The following is a 15857-nucleotide window of genomic DNA, read 5'->3' on the forward strand; positions in this document are numbered from 1 at the left end:
ACGTTGGAAATTACAGCATCGATGGTCAAGGATTTACGGGAGAAGACCGGCGTCGGCATGATGGACTGCAAAACGGCGCTGAAGGAGTGCAACGGCGACATGGAAAAGGCCGTCGATTACCTGCGCAAGAAGGGAATCGCCACGGCGCAAAAGCGGGGCGGCCGGGCGACATCCGCCGGCCAGGTCCAGGCCTATATCCACGGAGGGGGAAAAATCGGTGTTCTCGTCGAGGTCAATTGCGAAACCGATTTTACCGGTAAGACGGATGACTTTTCCGAGTTCGTAAAAGACGTCGCCATGCAGATCGCCGCCACCAATCCGGTCGCCATCGACAGGGAGCATGTCCCTGCGGACCTCCTGGCCCGGGAAAAGGAGATCTACGCCACCCAGGCCAAAGAATCCGGCAAACCGGATAAGGTGATCGAAAAGATCGTGGAAGGCAAACTGGCCAAATTCTATTCCGAGGCCTGCCTGCTGGAACAGCCGTTCGTCAAGAACACCGACCTGAAGATCCAGGACGTCCTGAATGAATTGATGGCCAAGACCGGCGAGAACATCCTCATCAGGCGCTTCAGCCGTTTTCAGCTGGGTGAATCGGATGAGTAACCCCTTTCCCCAGGTCAAACGCATCCTGCTCAAACTGAGCGGCGAGGCTTTGATGGGGGATGATCCTTACGGCATCGACGCCCCGGTGCTGCAGACCGTCGCAGATGAGATCGCGGCGATCGGCCGGCTGGGGATCCAACTGGGGATCGTCGTCGGAGGGGGCAACATTTTCAGAGGTCTGAAGGCCGGCCAACTCAACATCGGACGGGTCGCCGCCGACCATATGGGCATGCTTGCCACCGTCATCAATACGATCGCACTGGCCGAGGCACTGAGGGCGCAGGGCTGCGAGGCCCGGATCCTCAGTGCCATCCAGATGGAGAGCATCACCGAACCCTTCAGCCGCGAGCGGGCGGTGGGCTACCTCGAAGGGGGAGCCATCGTCCATTTCTGCGCGGGAACCGGCAACCCGTTTTTCACCACGGATACGGCGGCCACTATCAGGGCCCTGGAAATAGATGCCGACGTCCTCCTCAAGGCGACCAAGGTGGACGGGGTCTATGACGCCGATCCGGTCATCCACCCCGAGGCGAGATTTTTCGGGCGCCTGACCCACCGTGAGGTCCTGGAAAAAAACCTGAGGGTCATGGATATGACGGCGATATCCCTCGCGATGGAGCACGGGCTTCAGATCGCCGTCTTCAATCTGCGCAAGCCCGGTAATATAGAGCGGTTCATCCGGGGAGAGCCCGTCGGCACGCTTATCACAGGAGAGAAGACATGATCGATGAAATCCTTACCGAACTCCGGCAGAAAATGAACAAGTCCGTCGAATCGCTCCAGAAGGATTTCAAACGCATCCGGACGGGGCGTGCATCCGGCGCCCTGCTCGAAGGGATCAAGGTAGACTGCTACGAGACCCAGATGCCCCTCGATCAGGTGGCATCCATTTCGATACCGGAAAGCCGTCTCATCACTATTCAGCCATGGGACAAATCGATCACGCCCAACATCGAAAAGGCCATTCTCAAATCGGAATTGGGCCTGACGCCTTTGAACGACGGCAAGCTCATCCGGATCTCCATCCCCCCGCTGACCGAGGAAAGACGCAAAGAACTGGCCAAACTGGCGCGCAAGATGTCGGAGGAGAACAAGATCGCGATCCGCAATCAACGGCGCGAGGCCAATGACTTGTTGAAGGAGATGAAGAACGAGAAGGAGATCTCCGAAGACGAGATGTACCGGGCCCAGGAACAGGTCCAGAAGGTGACCGATGAATTCATCAGCGCCATAGATGACGTCACCTCGGCCAAGGAAAAGGAGATCATGGAATTTTAGCCGGTTTCCATCCGGAAATGGTCTTTTTTGCCCATCTCGGCGCCAATCTGCCTGTTTGCTTGCGCGGCGACCCGCAGACCGCCGCCGCACAAGCGCTTGATTTCTTTGATGTTGAAAAGAAATCCTCATTTCCGGATGGGAAAGTGGATTCTACCGGGAAATCATTTTCCGTCCTTTTTGCACCCCTCGGGATACCATGGTTCAGAACGATACCGAAAATTTACCGCGCCACATAGCGATCATCATGGATGGCAATGGGCGCTGGGCCAAGAAGCGCGGGCTGAAACGCGTCCTCGGGCATCAAAAAGGCGTCGACGCTGTTCGGACCGTCGTCAAAACCACGCGCAGGCTGGAGATCCCGTGGCTGACCCTTTACGCCTTCTCCGAGGAGAACTGGTCCCGACCAAAGCTCGAGGTCCAGGCCCTCATGAGTATCCTGCGCCGTTTTCTGCAGTCGGAAAGACAGGAAATGATCCAGCAAGGCATCCGGCTTCAGACGATCGGGCGGACCGACAAACTCCCCGCAGCCACGAGGGATGAACTCGCAGCAACCATCCTGGCGACGGCGGAGAACAACGACCTGGTGCTGACCCTGGCCCTGAGTTACGGCGGCAGGCAGGAGATCGTCGATGCAGCGCGGGCCATTTCCCACGGGATCGAGACCGGTGCCCTGCGGGCGTCTGACATCAGCGAAGAGCTTTTTGCGAAATATCTCTATGTCCCCGAGATGCCCGATCCCGATCTTCTCATACGGACAAGCGGCGAATACCGCATCAGCAACTTTCTTCTCTGGCAGATCGCCTACAGCGAGATCTACATCACACCGACCCTGTGGCCGGATTTCAGCGAGGAAGAATACATCAAGGCTATTCGCGACTATCAGCGAAGGGAGCGGCGGTTCGGCGGCACCAACGAATCGGATTGAGCCCGAACAGGCCGAAAGGAAATCCGAGCATGCATCTAAAGAGATGGCTCACGGCGCTTGTCGGAATCCCTGCCCTGATCCTCGTCATCGGCCCCGGCCCCCGATGGGTTCTTTATGCCATCCTTCTCGCGGCGGCCGTCGTGGCCCTCCTGGAGTTTTACCGGATCACCGAACCCGAATTACCCGGGATCTTCCGCTGGACCGGCGTTGGGGTCGTCTGCGCCTTTTTTGCGGCAGTCTATTTCCGGCATGTGCTTCTCTTGCCTGCCATCGCCGCTTTGACAGCTTTGGCACCGATGGTGTGCCACTTGTGGATTCCCGGGCAGCCCGCCGCCGACTGGACCGCGCGCATCGGGAGGACCTGTTGGGGGCCGTTCTATACAGGGGTCCCGCTCGTCCTCTTGATGTTGATCGACATGCGGCCTTCCGGAAACCTCTGGATCTTTTTCCTGCTGACGGTGGTCTTCGCAGGGGACACATCTGCCTATTACGTCGGGAAGGGCTTTGGAAAACGCAAACTGAATGCACGGATCAGCCCCGGCAAGACCTGGGCCGGAGCCAGCGGCGGAGCCGCGGGGAGCCTGATCGGCGGGATCCTCTTTATCAGGATGTTCCCCATTCACCCTTTGAATCTGTCCGCTGTCATCCTGATCCTGGTTCTCGCCGCGGCGGGCCAGGTCGGAGACCTCGCGGAATCGCTTCTCAAGAGAAGCCATGGGATCAAGGACTCCGGGGCGATCCTGCCCGGCCACGGTGGGCTCCTGGACAGGATCGACGCCTTGATTTTTGCAATTCCGATCCTTTATGCTTATCTTTATATTTGTTGATCTGCAGCAGTCCGGCGCCTTTCGGAAGACTCGCCCCGCACCATGCGCTGAAGAAGTGCAGACCGAGGTGAAAACCGCACCATGATGAACATCGCACTCCTCGGGTCGACCGGTTCGATCGGAGTAAACGTCCTCAACGTCATACGCAGAAACCCTGGCCTTTACCGCATCCAGGCCCTCGGGGCGGGGACCAACATCGATCTCCTCCTCGCACAGACTGAGGAGTTCAAGCCCCGGACCGTCGTGCTGCGCGACGCAGACCTTGCGGTGGCCTTCCGCGACCGCCTGCCTTCGCACCTGCAACCCGAAGTGCTTCACGGGACGACCGGCCTTCTGGCCGTCGTCCGTCGTGGGGAAACCGACACTGTCATATCGGCCATTTCGGGCGCGGCCGGGCTGATGCCCACCTACGAAGCGGTGCGGTGCGCAAAAAACGTTGCGCTGGCCAACAAGGAAACGATGGTGATGGCCGGCCCGCTGGTCATGCGACTCGCCAGGGAAAAGGGCGTATGGATCCGTCCCATCGACAGTGAACACAGCGCGATCTTCCAGGCCCTTCAGGGACACCGGCGCAAGGATGTCCGGCGCGTCATCCTGACCGCCTCCGGCGGGCCTTTCCGGAGCGCATCCCACGCATCGCTGACCCGGGTCACCCCGGCACAGGCGCTGGACCACCCCAATTGGCGGATGGGGCCCAAAATAAGCATCGATTCCGCCACGCTGATGAACAAAGGGCTTGAAATCATCGAGGCGCTCTGGCTTTTCGACCTGGCGATCGAGCAGATCGATGTGCTGGTGCACCCCCAGAGCATCGTCCACTCCATGGTGGAATACGCGGACGGGTCGGTCATCGCTCAAATGGGCATCCCGGATATGGTGATCCCGATTGCTTACGCCCTTTCCCATCCGGCCCACCTGCCGACAGGTTTGCCTTCGCTTGACCTGAGCCGCACGGGCCCTCTGACTTTCGAGGCCCCGGATATGCAGACCTTCCCCTGTCTGAGGCTGGCCATCGAGGCGGCCCGGGCGGGGGGCAGCCTGCCGGCGGTTTTGAACGGGGCCAACGAGGTCGCCGTGGAGGCCTTCCTGAACGGCAGGATCGGCTTCCTGGACATCCCGTCCGTGATCGAAAGGACCATGCACGCTCATCACCCCTTCCCGATCGACACGATCGAGCAAGTCCTCGAAGCGGACCTCTGGGCGCGCCGGACAGCCGGGCGGATGATCGAGAGCGTCCCTCTTCCCTCGGACACTGTGCCGGGTTCTCAAAACCTTCAAGACTCGCGGATCTGAACATGCATTATCTCATTTATTATGTGCTGCCTTTCGTCGTCGTCCTCGGCGTCCTCATATTCTTCCACGAGTTGGGGCATTTCCTCGTTGCGAAGCTTTACGGGGTCAAGGTCCTCAAATTCTCACTCGGGTTCGGCCCCAAACTCACAGGATTCAAGCGGGGAGACACCGAATATCTGATTTCGGCGGTCCCCCTCGGCGGGTACGTCAAGATGCTAGGTGAAAAGGACGACGAGGAGGACGAAGGGCCCCTGAGCGCCGAGGAGGCCGCCCGTTCCTTCAGCAACCAAACGGTCGGCAGGCGGATCGCCATCGTGGCCGCGGGTCCGGTCTTCAATCTGCTGCTTGCCCTTGTCATTTTCTGCCTCACTTTTCTGGTATCGGGTGCGCAGGTGCTGGTGCCGGAGGTGGGCCAGGTGCGGGAAGGTTCCCCGGCCGAAACCGCCGGCTTCCAGAAAAACGACATGATCGTGGCCGTAGACGGCATCGCCGTCGACACCTGGGAACAGGTCCAGGAGATGGTGAAGCATCATGAAGAAAATGAGATGACCTTCACTCTTCAACGGGATGGAGCGATGCTCGAAGTGCGTGTGCGCCCTGAAGTGACGACCATTGAAAACATCTTCGGCGAGGAGGTCCGTACTGCGTTGATCGGCATCGTATCATCCGGCGCCTTCAAAACCGTCCCGCTCGGCCCGCTGCAGGCGGTCTGGGAGGGGGCCCGGCGCACCTGGGAAATGGTTGTGTTGACCTGGATGACCATCGTCAAACTGTTCGAACGGGTGGTCCCCATAGAAACGCTGGGTGGACCGATCCTCATAGGGCAGATGACAGGGCAGCTGGCGCAGGAGAACTGGACCTATCTTTTCCCGTTCATGGCGGTGATCAGCGTAAACCTCGGCATCCTGAACCTCCTGCCCGTCCCGATCCTCGACGGCGGCGTCATCCTGATCCTCCTGGTCGAGTGGGTCATCCGCAAGCCCATCAGCCCCAAGGCCAAAGAGATGGCTCAAAAGGCCGGCCTTTTCGTCCTGCTCATGCTGATGGCCATCGTGTTCTACAATGACATCAGCAGGCTGCTGCAGTAGGTTCGGCCGAGCATGCTCCTGGCCGTTGACACATCCACCACCCGGTTTTCCATGGCGATCATGGACCTGGATGGGTCCATCGTTGCAGAGTATTCCGCTGCCGGTGAAAAAAACCGGTTCGTTCATCTGATGCCCGCCCTGAATTTTCTGCTCGAGTCGGCGCAGATCGGGCTCCGAGAGGTCCGATGCCTCGGTGTGGCCCTCGGACCGGGCAGTTTCACAGGACTGCGCGTGGGGCTTGCGCTGACCAAAGGGTTGGCCCATGCCCTCGGAATACCCCTCGTCGGAGTCCCGAGCCTGATGGCGGTGGCTGCCCAGGCCCCGCCAACCGGGCTTCCGGTCATGCCCCTGCTGGACTCCCGCCGCGGCGAGTTCTTTACGGCCCTTTTCAAGGCGGGAGGCGACGGCGATATCGTCCGGCTCGCTCCTGACCGCGCTGTAAAGGCCGACAACCTGCCTGCCTGCTTCGAGGATCCGGTCCTTCTGATCGGGAATGATTTTCGCCGGCAGGCCCCCCTGGCCGAGAAGGATCCTGAAGGTTGGGCCACGCCGGCCCTGCCGCATCTCTGGGGGATTCGGGCCGCCGGTGCCGGCCGTTTGGCCCTGAAGCGGTTTCTTGCCGGAGACACGGATGATCCGTGGGCGCTCGCTCCGCTCTACCTCAGGCCGCCGGACATCAGACCCCCTGCCGAGGGCCCGCGCGTGCCGGATTCAGAAGGGCATTGACAAAACCGTCGAAAACATATTACGTTCGCTAGAAGTACTTCGCCGGCAACCCTTGCAAGCTGAAAGGCAACATCACCTCTTTGGAAGCCTCACGGATCCATAACCGCTGGCCGATTGCACGCGAAGGTCTGCCCTTCATTCTGATCGCCGCCGGCCTGACCGGCTTCACCGCCCTGCTCGGCTGGACGTGGCTCAGTGTTCTTTTGGGCATTTTGACCCTCTTCGTCACTTCTTTTTTCAGGGACCCCGAAAGGATCTCGAGTGCAGCGCCCCATGCCGTTCTGAGCCCCGCCGATGGAAGGATCCTGAAGGTCGAACATATCGAATCGCCCGATAACCCGTTGAAGGCGCCCGCTGAAAAGGTCAGCATCTTTATGACGGTCTTCAACGTGCACGTCAACCGCATCCCTGTTTCGGCCACCATCCTCGAAACCATTTACAGTCCGGGGAAGTTCTTTTCCGCCGATCTTGACAAGGCCTCCGACGAAAACGAAAAGAACAGCCTCGTCCTCGCCACCCGGGACGGCCGGAAACTGGTCGTCGTTCAGATCGCCGGACTCATCGCCCGACGCATCGCCTGTTGGGTGAAGCCGGGCGATTTTCTGAATGCAGGCGAGCGTTTCGGACTGATCCGCTTCGGATCCAGGCTCGAGGTCTTTGTCCCCGCCGGATCAGCGATTGTCGCCGCGCCGGGTCGAAAAGTCAGGGCGGGCGAAACCGTGATCGGGTACCTCGACGGGCCGTCTGAAAGTGAACGCTAAGCAACGGTGGGATCCGCATGAAGACCAGGCGCAAGAAAAGACCGCAACATAGGGAAAAGAAGGGGATTTACGTCTTACCCAATCTCTTCACCACGGCCAGCCTTTTCAGCGGATTTTACGCGATCATCGCTACTATGCAGGAGCGCTTCGAAACCGCTGCAGCAGCCATTCTGATCTCTTGCGTCTTCGACGCGCTCGATGGCAAGATCGCCCGTTTCACCCACACGACCAGCCATTTCGGCTCCGAATACGATTCTCTCTGCGATCTTGTCGCCTTCGGCGTCGCACCGGGGCTCCTGGCCTACCAGTGGGCCCTTGCACCTTTCGGGCGCCTGGGCTGGATCGCGGCCTTCCTCTACCTGGTCTGCGGCGCCCTCAGGCTCGCGCGCTTCAATGTCCAGAAGAACACTGTAGATCCAGGTTATTTTCGGGGCCTTCCAATCCCCGGAGCAGCGGGCTTCGTTGCCTCACTGGTTCTCTTCACATCCGTCTTCAGTTTCGACGGCCGGGCCTTTCCGTTTCTTTTCATCCTTTGCGTCTATATCCTCTCTTTTCTGATGGTGAGCACCATCAACTATCCCAGTTTCAAAGGCCTGGAACTCCGAAAGCAAAGGCCGTTCAGCGCTCTGGTGGCCGTAATCCTGACGCTGATCGTCATCGTCTACCAGCCCAAGATCATGCTTTTTCTGATCCTGACGCTCTACCTGCTTTCAGGGCCGTTCCTCATGATCTACCGCCGAAGGACGAGGGAGGTCACGAAAGCGCGGGGGGAGGACCTCTCCGCCAGCGCAGGAGATGAAACCCAAACGCAGGAAGAGTCCGACACCCATCGTCTGCGGCACATCATTAAATGAGGATTACAGGAGGACAACTGACCGGGCTGCGGCTTCATTCCCCGCGTGGCCGCGACATTCGGCCGACGTCGGACCGTGTCCGGGAGGCGCTCTTCAATATCCTGGGGCAACAGCTTCATGATCTGCATGTGCTGGATCTTTTCGCCGGGACGGGGGTTCTTGGTCTGGAAGCCCTCAGCCGGGGCGCAGCCGAGGCCTGTTTCGTCGATCGTTCCCAGCACTCCCGCGAGCTTATCCTGCAGAACCTGGCGCACTGCCGCTTCCAGGAACAGGGCAGGTTCCTGCAGCATGACCTCCTCTGCGGGCTGCCCGCAGATCTACTCGAACCGCCCGTCACCTTCGATCTGGTGTTTTTAGACCCGCCTTACCTCCTGCAAGGCTCGGTCGAGACCCTGGAAACCGCTGCGATGAAGGGCATCTTGAGCCCGGGGGCGCTGGCGGTGATCGAGACCTCGCGCAGAACGGCACCGCCTGAATCGATCCATTGGCTTCGGGCTGTGGACACTCGAATTTACGGAGATACCCGTCTCACGTTTTATCAGACTGTCGAAGAGGAAAAGATATGAGCGAAAAATCCGCCATCTACCCGGGCACCTTCGACCCCGTCACCAATGGACACATCAGCATCATCAAGAGGGGCCTCAAGATTTTCGACAAGGTCATCGTCGCCATTTTGAGAAACTCCCAGAAGACGCCCCTTTTTTCTCTGGAAGAACGGATGACAATGATCCGGGAGTCGCTGAAGGCTTATCCGAACGTCGAGGTGGACAGTTTTGAGGGGCTGCTCGTAGATTATGCCGTACGGAAAAACTGCAGGGTCATTCTTCGGGGCCTGCGGGCCATGTCCGATTTTGAATATGAATTCCAGCTGGCGCTGATCAATCGTAAGTTGAATCGAAATGTCCAGTCCATTTTTCTGGTCACCGATTACAAATGGTTCTATACGAGTTCGACCATCATCAAGGAAGCCGCCAGCCTGGGAGGCGATATCAGCAGTCTGATCCCGCCCCTGGTCCATCAAAAATTGAAGGAAAAATTCGCCGCCTTAAAAAACACTTGACAGCAAATCTGACATAAGCCATATTTCTTACTAGATAATTTCGATATTATCCTTGCATTCAAGAAGGGTTTTTGGGGGAGGAAGAGTCTTGGCTTTGACCAAAGAAAAAATCATCAACACCATTTATCATCAGGTGGGACTCAGCAAGAGCCAATCGCGGGCCGTGGTAGAACAGCTTCTGGAGATCGTCAAGACTACCTTGGAAAGCGGTGAAGACCTCCTTATCAGCGGCTTCGGCAAGTTTGTCGTCAAGGAGAAGTCTGAAAGGCGCGGGCGCAACCCTCAGACCACGGAGGACCTTCAGCTCCGGGCCCGCAGGGTGATCGTCTTCAAAACCTCGGGTGTACTTCGAAACAGGATCAACGAGGCCGCTACAGAGCGGTGACGAAGGCCTCTTCGAACCCGAGCGATTCGAGCCGGCGCTCGATCGCCTGTGCTTCGAAGAGCGACTGGGCCTGGGAAACGCGCACCCGGTAGAGCGTTCCCGCTTCCGGGTGGGCCGAAACGTCGATATCCACCTTGTCGAACCATGCCCGCAGCCGCTCGGCAACCCGCGCAGCATTTTCTTTGTCTTTGAATGCGCCCGCCTGAACGGTGAAGGCCCCCCGGCTGAAATCCTTTGGCTCGAGAACGGGTTTCGGGATGCCCGTCCGCGAGCGATCACGCCCCACCTCTTTCGCCAGCGCCGTAACCCTCACATCCGCCACGCCAGGGCTGACTATATCGATCGCGCTTGCAGCGGCGTAGGACAGATCGATGATCCGCCCTTTCACAAAAGGCCCCCTGTCGTTGATCCTGAGGACGATGTTCTTCCCATTCGCCAGATTTTCAACCAGAACGTACGTCCCCAGGGGAAGCACCTTATGGGCCGCGCTGACCTTGTGCATATCGTAGGTTTCCCCACTCGATGTCCGTCTACCATGAAATGGATGCCCGTACCAGGAGGCCTTGCCGGTCTCCATATATCCGGACGCGCTCGGCAAAGGGTAATAGGTCTCGCCGTTGATCGTGTAGGGGCGCTGTGAAGGGGGCAACAGGGTCACAGACGACGGCGGACCCGCATCTCCCGGCGGCTTGACCGTGTCGGGGCGGGTGGCGCAGGCCGAGAACAGGCAAACGACAGCCAGAAGCACTGCCCAGGAGGCACGCGATGCAGCCGACCGCGACTCCGCTCCGCTTTCAGCCGATTCATGGATCCGATGGCGGGAAAGCATGGCTTCCATCCAACCTCCTCACGACGAATAAAGATCCCCAAACAAGGAGAAAGGGTTTGAGCAACTGGGGAGTTTCATACCACAGACGCATCTATTTATCAAGCTGATTTCAATGCTTTTTTACACGATCGGGCCGTCTGAAACCTCTGCAGCGCGGCCTTCGGTTTCAGCTGGAGATCACGGCGCCCTGCGCCGTGCCGGCGGCAAACCCGCTCCCACTTCGAAAAGCACCGTCCGTGGTCCGCCCTTTCCAAGAACTCCCCCTCCCCTCCTTCGCAAGCATAGGTTTTTCCTTGACACTCATCCCATTTTTTTTTAGAGTTCGACAATAACTATATTATGGCTATAATATAGTTATTTTTTTCGCGGATTCCGTGGCAAAGACCATTATTCTCCGAAAGGTGCCATCTATGAAATTGAAAGACAAAGTCGCCGTAGTCACTGGAAGCAGCCGGGGCGTCGGGAAGGCCGTCGCACTGGGTTTCGCCAAAGAGGGAGCCAAGGTGGTGGTCAATTACACCTCGAACGAGAAAGCCGCCAACGAGGTGGTGGATGCCATCAAGGCCATGGGCAGCGATGCCATCGCCGTCAAGGCGGATGTCGCGTCCAAGGCCGACGCCGAACGCTTGATCGCGAGCGGCGTCGATGCGTTCGGGCGCATCGACGCCCTGGTCAACAACGCCGGATTCACCCGTCCGGCCATGATGCTGAAGATGACCGAGGAGGAATGGGATCAGGTCGTCGACATCCACCTCAAGGGTGCCTTCCTTTGCGGCCAGGCCGCTGCCCGCCGCATGAAAGATCAGAACAGCGGGAAGATCATCAACGTAACCTCCGTGGCCGGCCTGGTCGGCACCGTCGGGCAGATCAATTACAGTGCCGCCAAGGGTGGACTTCTCAGCATGACGAAATCCATGGCGCGTGAACTGGCGCGCTACAATATCTGCGCCAATGTCATCTCCCTGGGCATCGTCGCGACCGACATGACGGAAAAAATCAGAACCGATGACAAGCTCAAAGAGATCTACATGAACCGCATCCTGCTCAAGCGTTTCGCGGAAGCAGAAGATATCGCACCCGCCTTTGTCTTTCTGGCTTCGGATGACGCCAATTACATCACGGGTCAGCTTCTATGTGTAGATGGGGGCTATGGGATGATCTAGGGACCGGCGTTGCCTGGCCCTGACGCCCCATACGATCCGCTTCGTCAACATGCACAACCGTTGTGATCATCGAAGATGTGATCATCAATAAAGGAGGAGAAAAATGGCTGGAGTACCCGACAAGATTCAGACCTGGCAAATGGTGCAACCGACCGTCTTCAACAGGGAGACCAAAGAAACCACTCCCGGCAAATTACAGAAAACCGAAATCCCCGTTCCCGAGCTGCAGCCCGGAGAGGTCCTGGTCGAAGTGGCCGGCTGCGGCGTCTGCCACACAGACCTCGGTTATTTCTATGACGGCGTCCCCACCGTGGTCACCCCCCCTCTGACCCTGGGACATGAGATCTCGGGCACGGTGGTCGCCGGCGATGAGCAGTGGATCGGCAAAGAGGTCATCATCCCGGCGGTCATGCCTTGCCGTAAGTGCATCCTCTGCAAGACCCGGCGCGGAAACCGCTGCATGGATCAGAAGATGCCCGGCAACAGCCTCGGAATCTATGGCGGCTTTTCGAGCCACATTCCCGTCCCGAGCATCGACCTGTGTGAAATCAAGAATCGCGGCAAGTTCGAGCTCTCCCATCTGGCGGTCGTGGCGGATGCTGCGACGACCCCCTATCAGGCCGCCAAGCGCGCCGAACTCGAACCCGGTGACAATGTCATCGTCGTCGGCATCACCGGCGGTGTAGGCCAGTACATGGGTCAGGTCGCCAAGGCCCTCGGGGCCCGCACGGTCATCGGAATCGCCCGGAACCAGGAAAAGCTCGAACGCTCGCTCAAGTTCGGGGCCGATTTCATCATCAACTCCACCGGCAAGGATGCCAAGGCCGTCTCGAAGGAATTCCGCGGGCTGTGCAAACAAAACGGTCTTCCCAACACCGGCTGGAAGATCTTCGAGGTGACGGGCGCCAAAGGCGGCCAGGAAATCGCGCTAACCCTGCTCGGCTTCACCGGCAAGCTTATCGTCGTCGGGTTCGGCCTGGCCAAGACGGAATACGCGATCGGGCGCCTCATGGCCTTCGACGCCGAGATCATCGGGACCTGGGGCTGCCTCCCCGAATACTACCCCGCCGTGCTGGACATGGTCCTGACTGGAAAGATCAATCTCGAGGAGTTCGTGGAGGTCCGCCCCATGAGCACCATCGCTGAAACCTTTGCCGAAGCACACAAGGTGCCACCCATGAAACGGATCGTCCTGACCCCCGACTTCTGATGCCTGAAGGGGGGAAGCGTAGCCCGGACCAGGGTGGAACAAGCGCAAACCATTTTAAATTTTAGAGAAAGAAGGAGAGGAAAACAATGGCTTTGAAGGGTTTGGAATGGTTTCCAAGAGAAGATGGAATGAAGGATCACATGCTGCACACGGACGTGCACTGGGGCACGGAAGCCCCCTGCACGGTCTATGAGAAGCGGCCTTTGAAGGATCCCAAGGGGAACGTGGTGGACGGCCTCTATGTCGCCTGGATCCGCCTCAACAACCCGAAGCAGTACAACTCTTACACGACCGAAATGGTCAAGGGCGTCATCGCCGGTTTCGAGAACGCCTCCCTCGACAGAAGCGTGGTGGCTGCGGTTTTCACCGGCACCGGCCCCTTTGCCTTCTGCACCGGCGGCAACACCAAGGAATACAGCGAGTATTACAGCCTCCGCTCGGATGAGTACGGCCAGTACATGGAGCTTTTCAACCACATGGTCGACTCCATCCTCGCCTGCAAAAAGCCGGTCATCTGCCGCGTCAACGGGATGCGGGTCGCCGGCGGCCAGGAGATCGGGATGGCCTGCGACCTGGCGGTGTCCTCCGACCTCGCCATCTTCGGCCAGGCCGGTCCGAAGCACGGCTCCGCCCCGGTCGGCGGCGCCTCGGACTTCCTGCCCTGGTACCTGAGCATCGAGGACGCCATGTGGAACTGCATCTCCTGCGAGATGTGGTCCGCCTACAAGATGAAGGCCAAGAACCTGATCAGCAAGGTCGTCCCCGTGTTGAAGGTAGACGGGAAATGGGTGCGCAACCCCATGATCGTCACGGAAGACTACGTCAAGGATGGCGAGATCGTCTACGGCGAGTACAAGACCGGCGACGCGGCGAAAGAGGCCCGCGCCTTCGTCAAAGAGCATCAGCCCAATGCCGACTTCGAGCTGCTCGACAAGGAAGTGGACCGGATTACCTGGACCTTCGCCAATCTCTTCCCCGGATGCCTGATCGAATCGATCGACAGTGTCCGCCAGAAGAAGAAGTTCTTCTGGGATACGATGAAGAACGCCCACAGGCACTGGCTGGCCGCCAACATGGGCGGCGAGGCCTTCCTCGGCTTCGGGGCCTTCAACACCAAGAAGATCACCAACCAGGATACCATCGACTTCCTCAAGTTCCGCCAGAACATCGCTCAGTGCAAAAACTGGGATTTGGATATGTTCGCGGAGGTGCTGGGCAAGCCCGCCAAGTAAGGGCTTTTGAAGGACGTTACTGAAACCGCGGCAGGCATGTCTGCAACCGGAGACCTGCCTGCCGCTTTTTTTTGCAGGAAAAAGGGAGCCCCAAATCATGAGTTACGAACATATCGAAGCGACCTTCCAGGACGGGCTCGGGACCATCACGCTCAACCGGCCCCCGGTCAACGTGCTCAACATTGCCATGATGCAGGAGATCAACCAGGTCCTGGACGGCTGGATCGGGCAGAAGGACCTGAAGCTGGTCCTTTTTCAGGCAAAGGGCAAGTGCTTCTCGGCAGGTGTGGACGTAGGCGAACACATGGGCGATCTGGCCCCCCGCATGATCGAGGCCTTTCACGGGATGTTCCGCCGCATGGACCGGCTGGGGATCCCCACGGTCGCCTCGGTTTACGGATCTTGCCTGGGTGGCGGCTGCGAACTGGCGGTCTTCTGCGACCTGGTGATCGCCGCCGACGACAGCAAGATCGGACAGCCGGAAATCCAGGTCGGCGTCTTCCCTCCGATCGCGGCCCAGATCATGCCGCGGATCATCGGATACAAGGCGGCCCTGGAGCTGATTCTCTCCGGAAAAATCATCGGCGCCGATGAAGCGCTGCAGCTCGGCCTGATCAACAAGGCCGTGACCCGCGACAAACTCGAGGAGGAAACCGCCGCCTTTGTCAAACCTTACTTGAAGCTGAGCGCCGAGGTCCTGCGCAGCACGAAAAAGGCCATTCGGGCCGGCCTGGATGATGATTTCGAACCGTCCATCCAGAGGATCGAGGCCATTTACCTCGATGAACTGATGAAAACAGCCGACGCCCAGGAAGGGCTCCATGCCTTTCTCGAGAAGCGCAAACCGCAGTGGACCAATCAGTAGCGGCAACGGACCGGCGCTGGTGAAACCGCCGCCTACGGAGTGCAACACGGCGCCTGCCCGGAAAGGCAACCCGGGCCGGCGCCGGATCCGCCTAATTTGCGGGAATGTATCGCTCGGGGGGAGGCCCCTTCCCCTCGAAGCGCTTTCGTGTCACTTTAATACGGTGCGCTCGGTCATGGGGGTGCCACGAAGACCGCCTGTCTCGAAAGCCTCCCATGTCATCGTGGCACGCCTTCCGCTGCCGTTACCGCGGCATGGGAACTCCCCTCCTGCAGCCCATACGCCCCGGAAACATCCCGCACACAGGGGGTCGTTTCAATTCCCGTACGCCGGGACAGGCCGGGATGTTTTCTACTCCCTCACGTGGGTGCGGATGTAAGCCACGATATCTTCGGTAGAGGTCCCCGGCCCGAAGATTTCGGCGATCCCGCAGGCCTTCAGCCCGGAAACGTCCTCTTTCGGGATGATGCCCCCCCCCAGGACCAGCATGTTGTCGACTTTTTTCTCCCGCAGGAGTTCCATCACCTTTGGAAAGTGATAGTCGTGCGCCCCGGACAGGATGCTGAGGGCGATTACGTCGACATCCTCCTGGACGGCCGCCTCGACGATCTGCGCCGGGGTCTGGCGAAGGCCCGTATAAATGACCTCCATCCCGGCATCCATCAACGCACAGGCTACCACCTTGATCCCCCTGTCATGACCATCCAACCCCGGCTTTGCAGCCAGAACCCTGATCTTCTTCGACGATGTCATCG

At 59.0% G+C, this 15857-nt stretch carries 19 protein-coding genes; 17 read left to right on the forward strand and 2 right to left on the reverse strand.

Annotation, left to right across the window (positions count from 1 at the left end; all coding sequences use genetic code 11):
• The first annotated feature begins 3 nt into the window (after window positions 1-3).
• The 13 genes from tsf to H567_RS0105995 all read left to right on the forward strand — a co-directional run bounded on the left by tsf (window position 4) and on the right by H567_RS0105995 (window position 9803).
• Complete coding sequence (gene tsf / locus H567_RS0105930; protein ID WP_028320698.1) at window positions 4-606, forward strand: translation elongation factor Ts; 603 nt, start codon at window positions 4-6, stop codon at window positions 604-606.
• On the forward strand, window positions 599-1330 hold the full coding sequence (gene pyrH, locus H567_RS0105935) for a UMP kinase (protein WP_028320699.1): 732 nt from the start codon (window positions 599-601) through the stop codon (window positions 1328-1330). Before tsf ends, pyrH begins: the two co-directional genes overlap by 8 nt.
• Window positions 1327-1884: a ribosome recycling factor gene (gene frr / locus H567_RS0105940; RefSeq protein ID WP_028320700.1), complete on the forward strand. Its 558-nt coding sequence runs from the start codon at window positions 1327-1329 to the stop codon at window positions 1882-1884. Before pyrH ends, frr begins: the two co-directional genes overlap by 4 nt.
• A gap of 196 nt (window positions 1885-2080) precedes the next feature.
• Window positions 2081-2809 carry an undecaprenyl pyrophosphate synthase gene (gene uppS, locus H567_RS0105950; protein ID WP_028320701.1) on the forward strand — a complete coding sequence of 243 codons (729 nt, stop codon included), beginning with the start codon at window positions 2081-2083 and terminating at the stop codon, window positions 2807-2809.
• 29 nt (window positions 2810-2838) lie between these two features.
• Entirely contained in the window at window positions 2839-3636 is a 798-nt protein-coding gene (locus H567_RS0105955) for a phosphatidate cytidylyltransferase (protein ID WP_028320702.1), read from the forward strand.
• 81 nt (window positions 3637-3717) lie between these two features.
• Window positions 3718-4929, forward strand: a complete 1212-nt coding sequence (locus tag H567_RS23325; RefSeq protein WP_051184526.1) for a 1-deoxy-D-xylulose-5-phosphate reductoisomerase — start codon at window positions 3718-3720, stop codon at window positions 4927-4929.
• 2 nt (window positions 4930-4931) lie between these two features.
• Entirely contained in the window at window positions 4932-6017 is a 1086-nt protein-coding gene (gene rseP, locus H567_RS0105965) for an RIP metalloprotease RseP (protein WP_035253525.1), read from the forward strand.
• A 12-nt stretch (window positions 6018-6029) separates the two neighbouring features.
• Window positions 6030-6743 (forward strand): tRNA (adenosine(37)-N6)-threonylcarbamoyltransferase complex dimerization subunit type 1 TsaB, encoded by a 714-nt coding sequence (tsaB, locus tag H567_RS0105970; protein WP_028320704.1) that lies wholly within the window; start codon window positions 6030-6032, stop codon window positions 6741-6743.
• A gap of 80 nt (window positions 6744-6823) precedes the next feature.
• On the forward strand, window positions 6824-7504 hold the full coding sequence (locus H567_RS0105975) for a phosphatidylserine decarboxylase family protein (protein ID WP_051184528.1): 681 nt from the start codon (window positions 6824-6826) through the stop codon (window positions 7502-7504).
• Window positions 7505-7521: 17 nt separating this feature from the next.
• Window positions 7522-8358, forward strand: coding sequence for a CDP-diacylglycerol--serine O-phosphatidyltransferase (gene pssA, locus H567_RS23330; protein ID WP_084516929.1), 837 nt, complete (start codon window positions 7522-7524; stop codon window positions 8356-8358).
• A complete protein-coding gene (rsmD, locus tag H567_RS0105985; RefSeq protein WP_028320706.1) occupies window positions 8355-8924 on the forward strand; it encodes a 16S rRNA (guanine(966)-N(2))-methyltransferase RsmD in 570 nt (189 codons plus the stop codon). Before pssA ends, rsmD begins: the two co-directional genes overlap by 4 nt.
• Complete coding sequence (gene coaD / locus H567_RS0105990) at window positions 8921-9418, forward strand: pantetheine-phosphate adenylyltransferase (protein WP_028320707.1); 498 nt, start codon at window positions 8921-8923, stop codon at window positions 9416-9418. Before rsmD ends, coaD begins: the two co-directional genes overlap by 4 nt.
• A gap of 88 nt (window positions 9419-9506) precedes the next feature.
• Window positions 9507-9803: an integration host factor subunit alpha gene (locus tag H567_RS0105995; protein WP_028320708.1), complete on the forward strand. Its 297-nt coding sequence runs from the start codon at window positions 9507-9509 to the stop codon at window positions 9801-9803.
• Here the strand turns inward: H567_RS0105995 and H567_RS23335 are convergent.
• Window positions 9790-10641: a septal ring lytic transglycosylase RlpA family protein gene (locus tag H567_RS23335; protein ID WP_051184529.1), complete on the reverse strand. Its 852-nt coding sequence runs from the start codon at window positions 10639-10641 to the stop codon at window positions 9790-9792. The genes H567_RS0105995 and H567_RS23335 overlap by 14 nt on opposite strands.
• A gap of 401 nt (window positions 10642-11042) precedes the next feature.
• Between H567_RS23335 and H567_RS0106010 the strand changes: the two genes are divergently transcribed.
• The 4 genes from H567_RS0106010 (at window position 11043) to H567_RS0106025 (ending at window position 15102) form a co-directional block, all read left to right on the forward strand.
• The gene (locus tag H567_RS0106010; protein ID WP_028320709.1) at window positions 11043-11795 is read left to right on the forward strand and encodes a 3-oxoacyl-ACP reductase family protein; all 753 of its coding nucleotides are present in this window, start codon (window positions 11043-11045) and stop codon (window positions 11793-11795) included.
• Between the two features lie 103 nt (window positions 11796-11898).
• Window positions 11899-13005 carry a 6-hydroxycyclohex-1-ene-1-carbonyl-CoA dehydrogenase gene (gene had, locus H567_RS0106015; protein WP_028320710.1) on the forward strand — a complete coding sequence of 369 codons (1107 nt, stop codon included), beginning with the start codon at window positions 11899-11901 and terminating at the stop codon, window positions 13003-13005.
• 128 nt (window positions 13006-13133) lie between these two features.
• Entirely contained in the window at window positions 13134-14237 is a 1104-nt protein-coding gene (gene oah / locus H567_RS0106020) for a 6-oxocyclohex-1-ene-1-carbonyl-CoA hydratase (RefSeq protein WP_244155430.1), read from the forward strand.
• A gap of 97 nt (window positions 14238-14334) precedes the next feature.
• Window positions 14335-15102 carry an enoyl-CoA hydratase/isomerase family protein gene (locus tag H567_RS0106025; RefSeq protein ID WP_028320712.1) on the forward strand — a complete coding sequence of 256 codons (768 nt, stop codon included), beginning with the start codon at window positions 14335-14337 and terminating at the stop codon, window positions 15100-15102.
• A 351-nt stretch (window positions 15103-15453) separates the two neighbouring features.
• Here H567_RS0106025 and H567_RS0106030 read toward each other — a convergent pair whose 3' ends face one another.
• Window positions 15454-15855 carry a cobalamin B12-binding domain-containing protein gene (locus tag H567_RS0106030; protein WP_028320713.1) on the reverse strand — a complete coding sequence of 134 codons (402 nt, stop codon included), beginning with the start codon at window positions 15853-15855 and terminating at the stop codon, window positions 15454-15456.
• Window positions 15856-15857 lie beyond the last annotated feature (2 nt).

The organism is Desulfatiglans anilini DSM 4660 (genome assembly GCF_000422285.1).
Taxonomy (GTDB): Bacteria; Desulfobacterota; DSM-4660; order Desulfatiglandales; family Desulfatiglandaceae; genus Desulfatiglans; species Desulfatiglans anilini.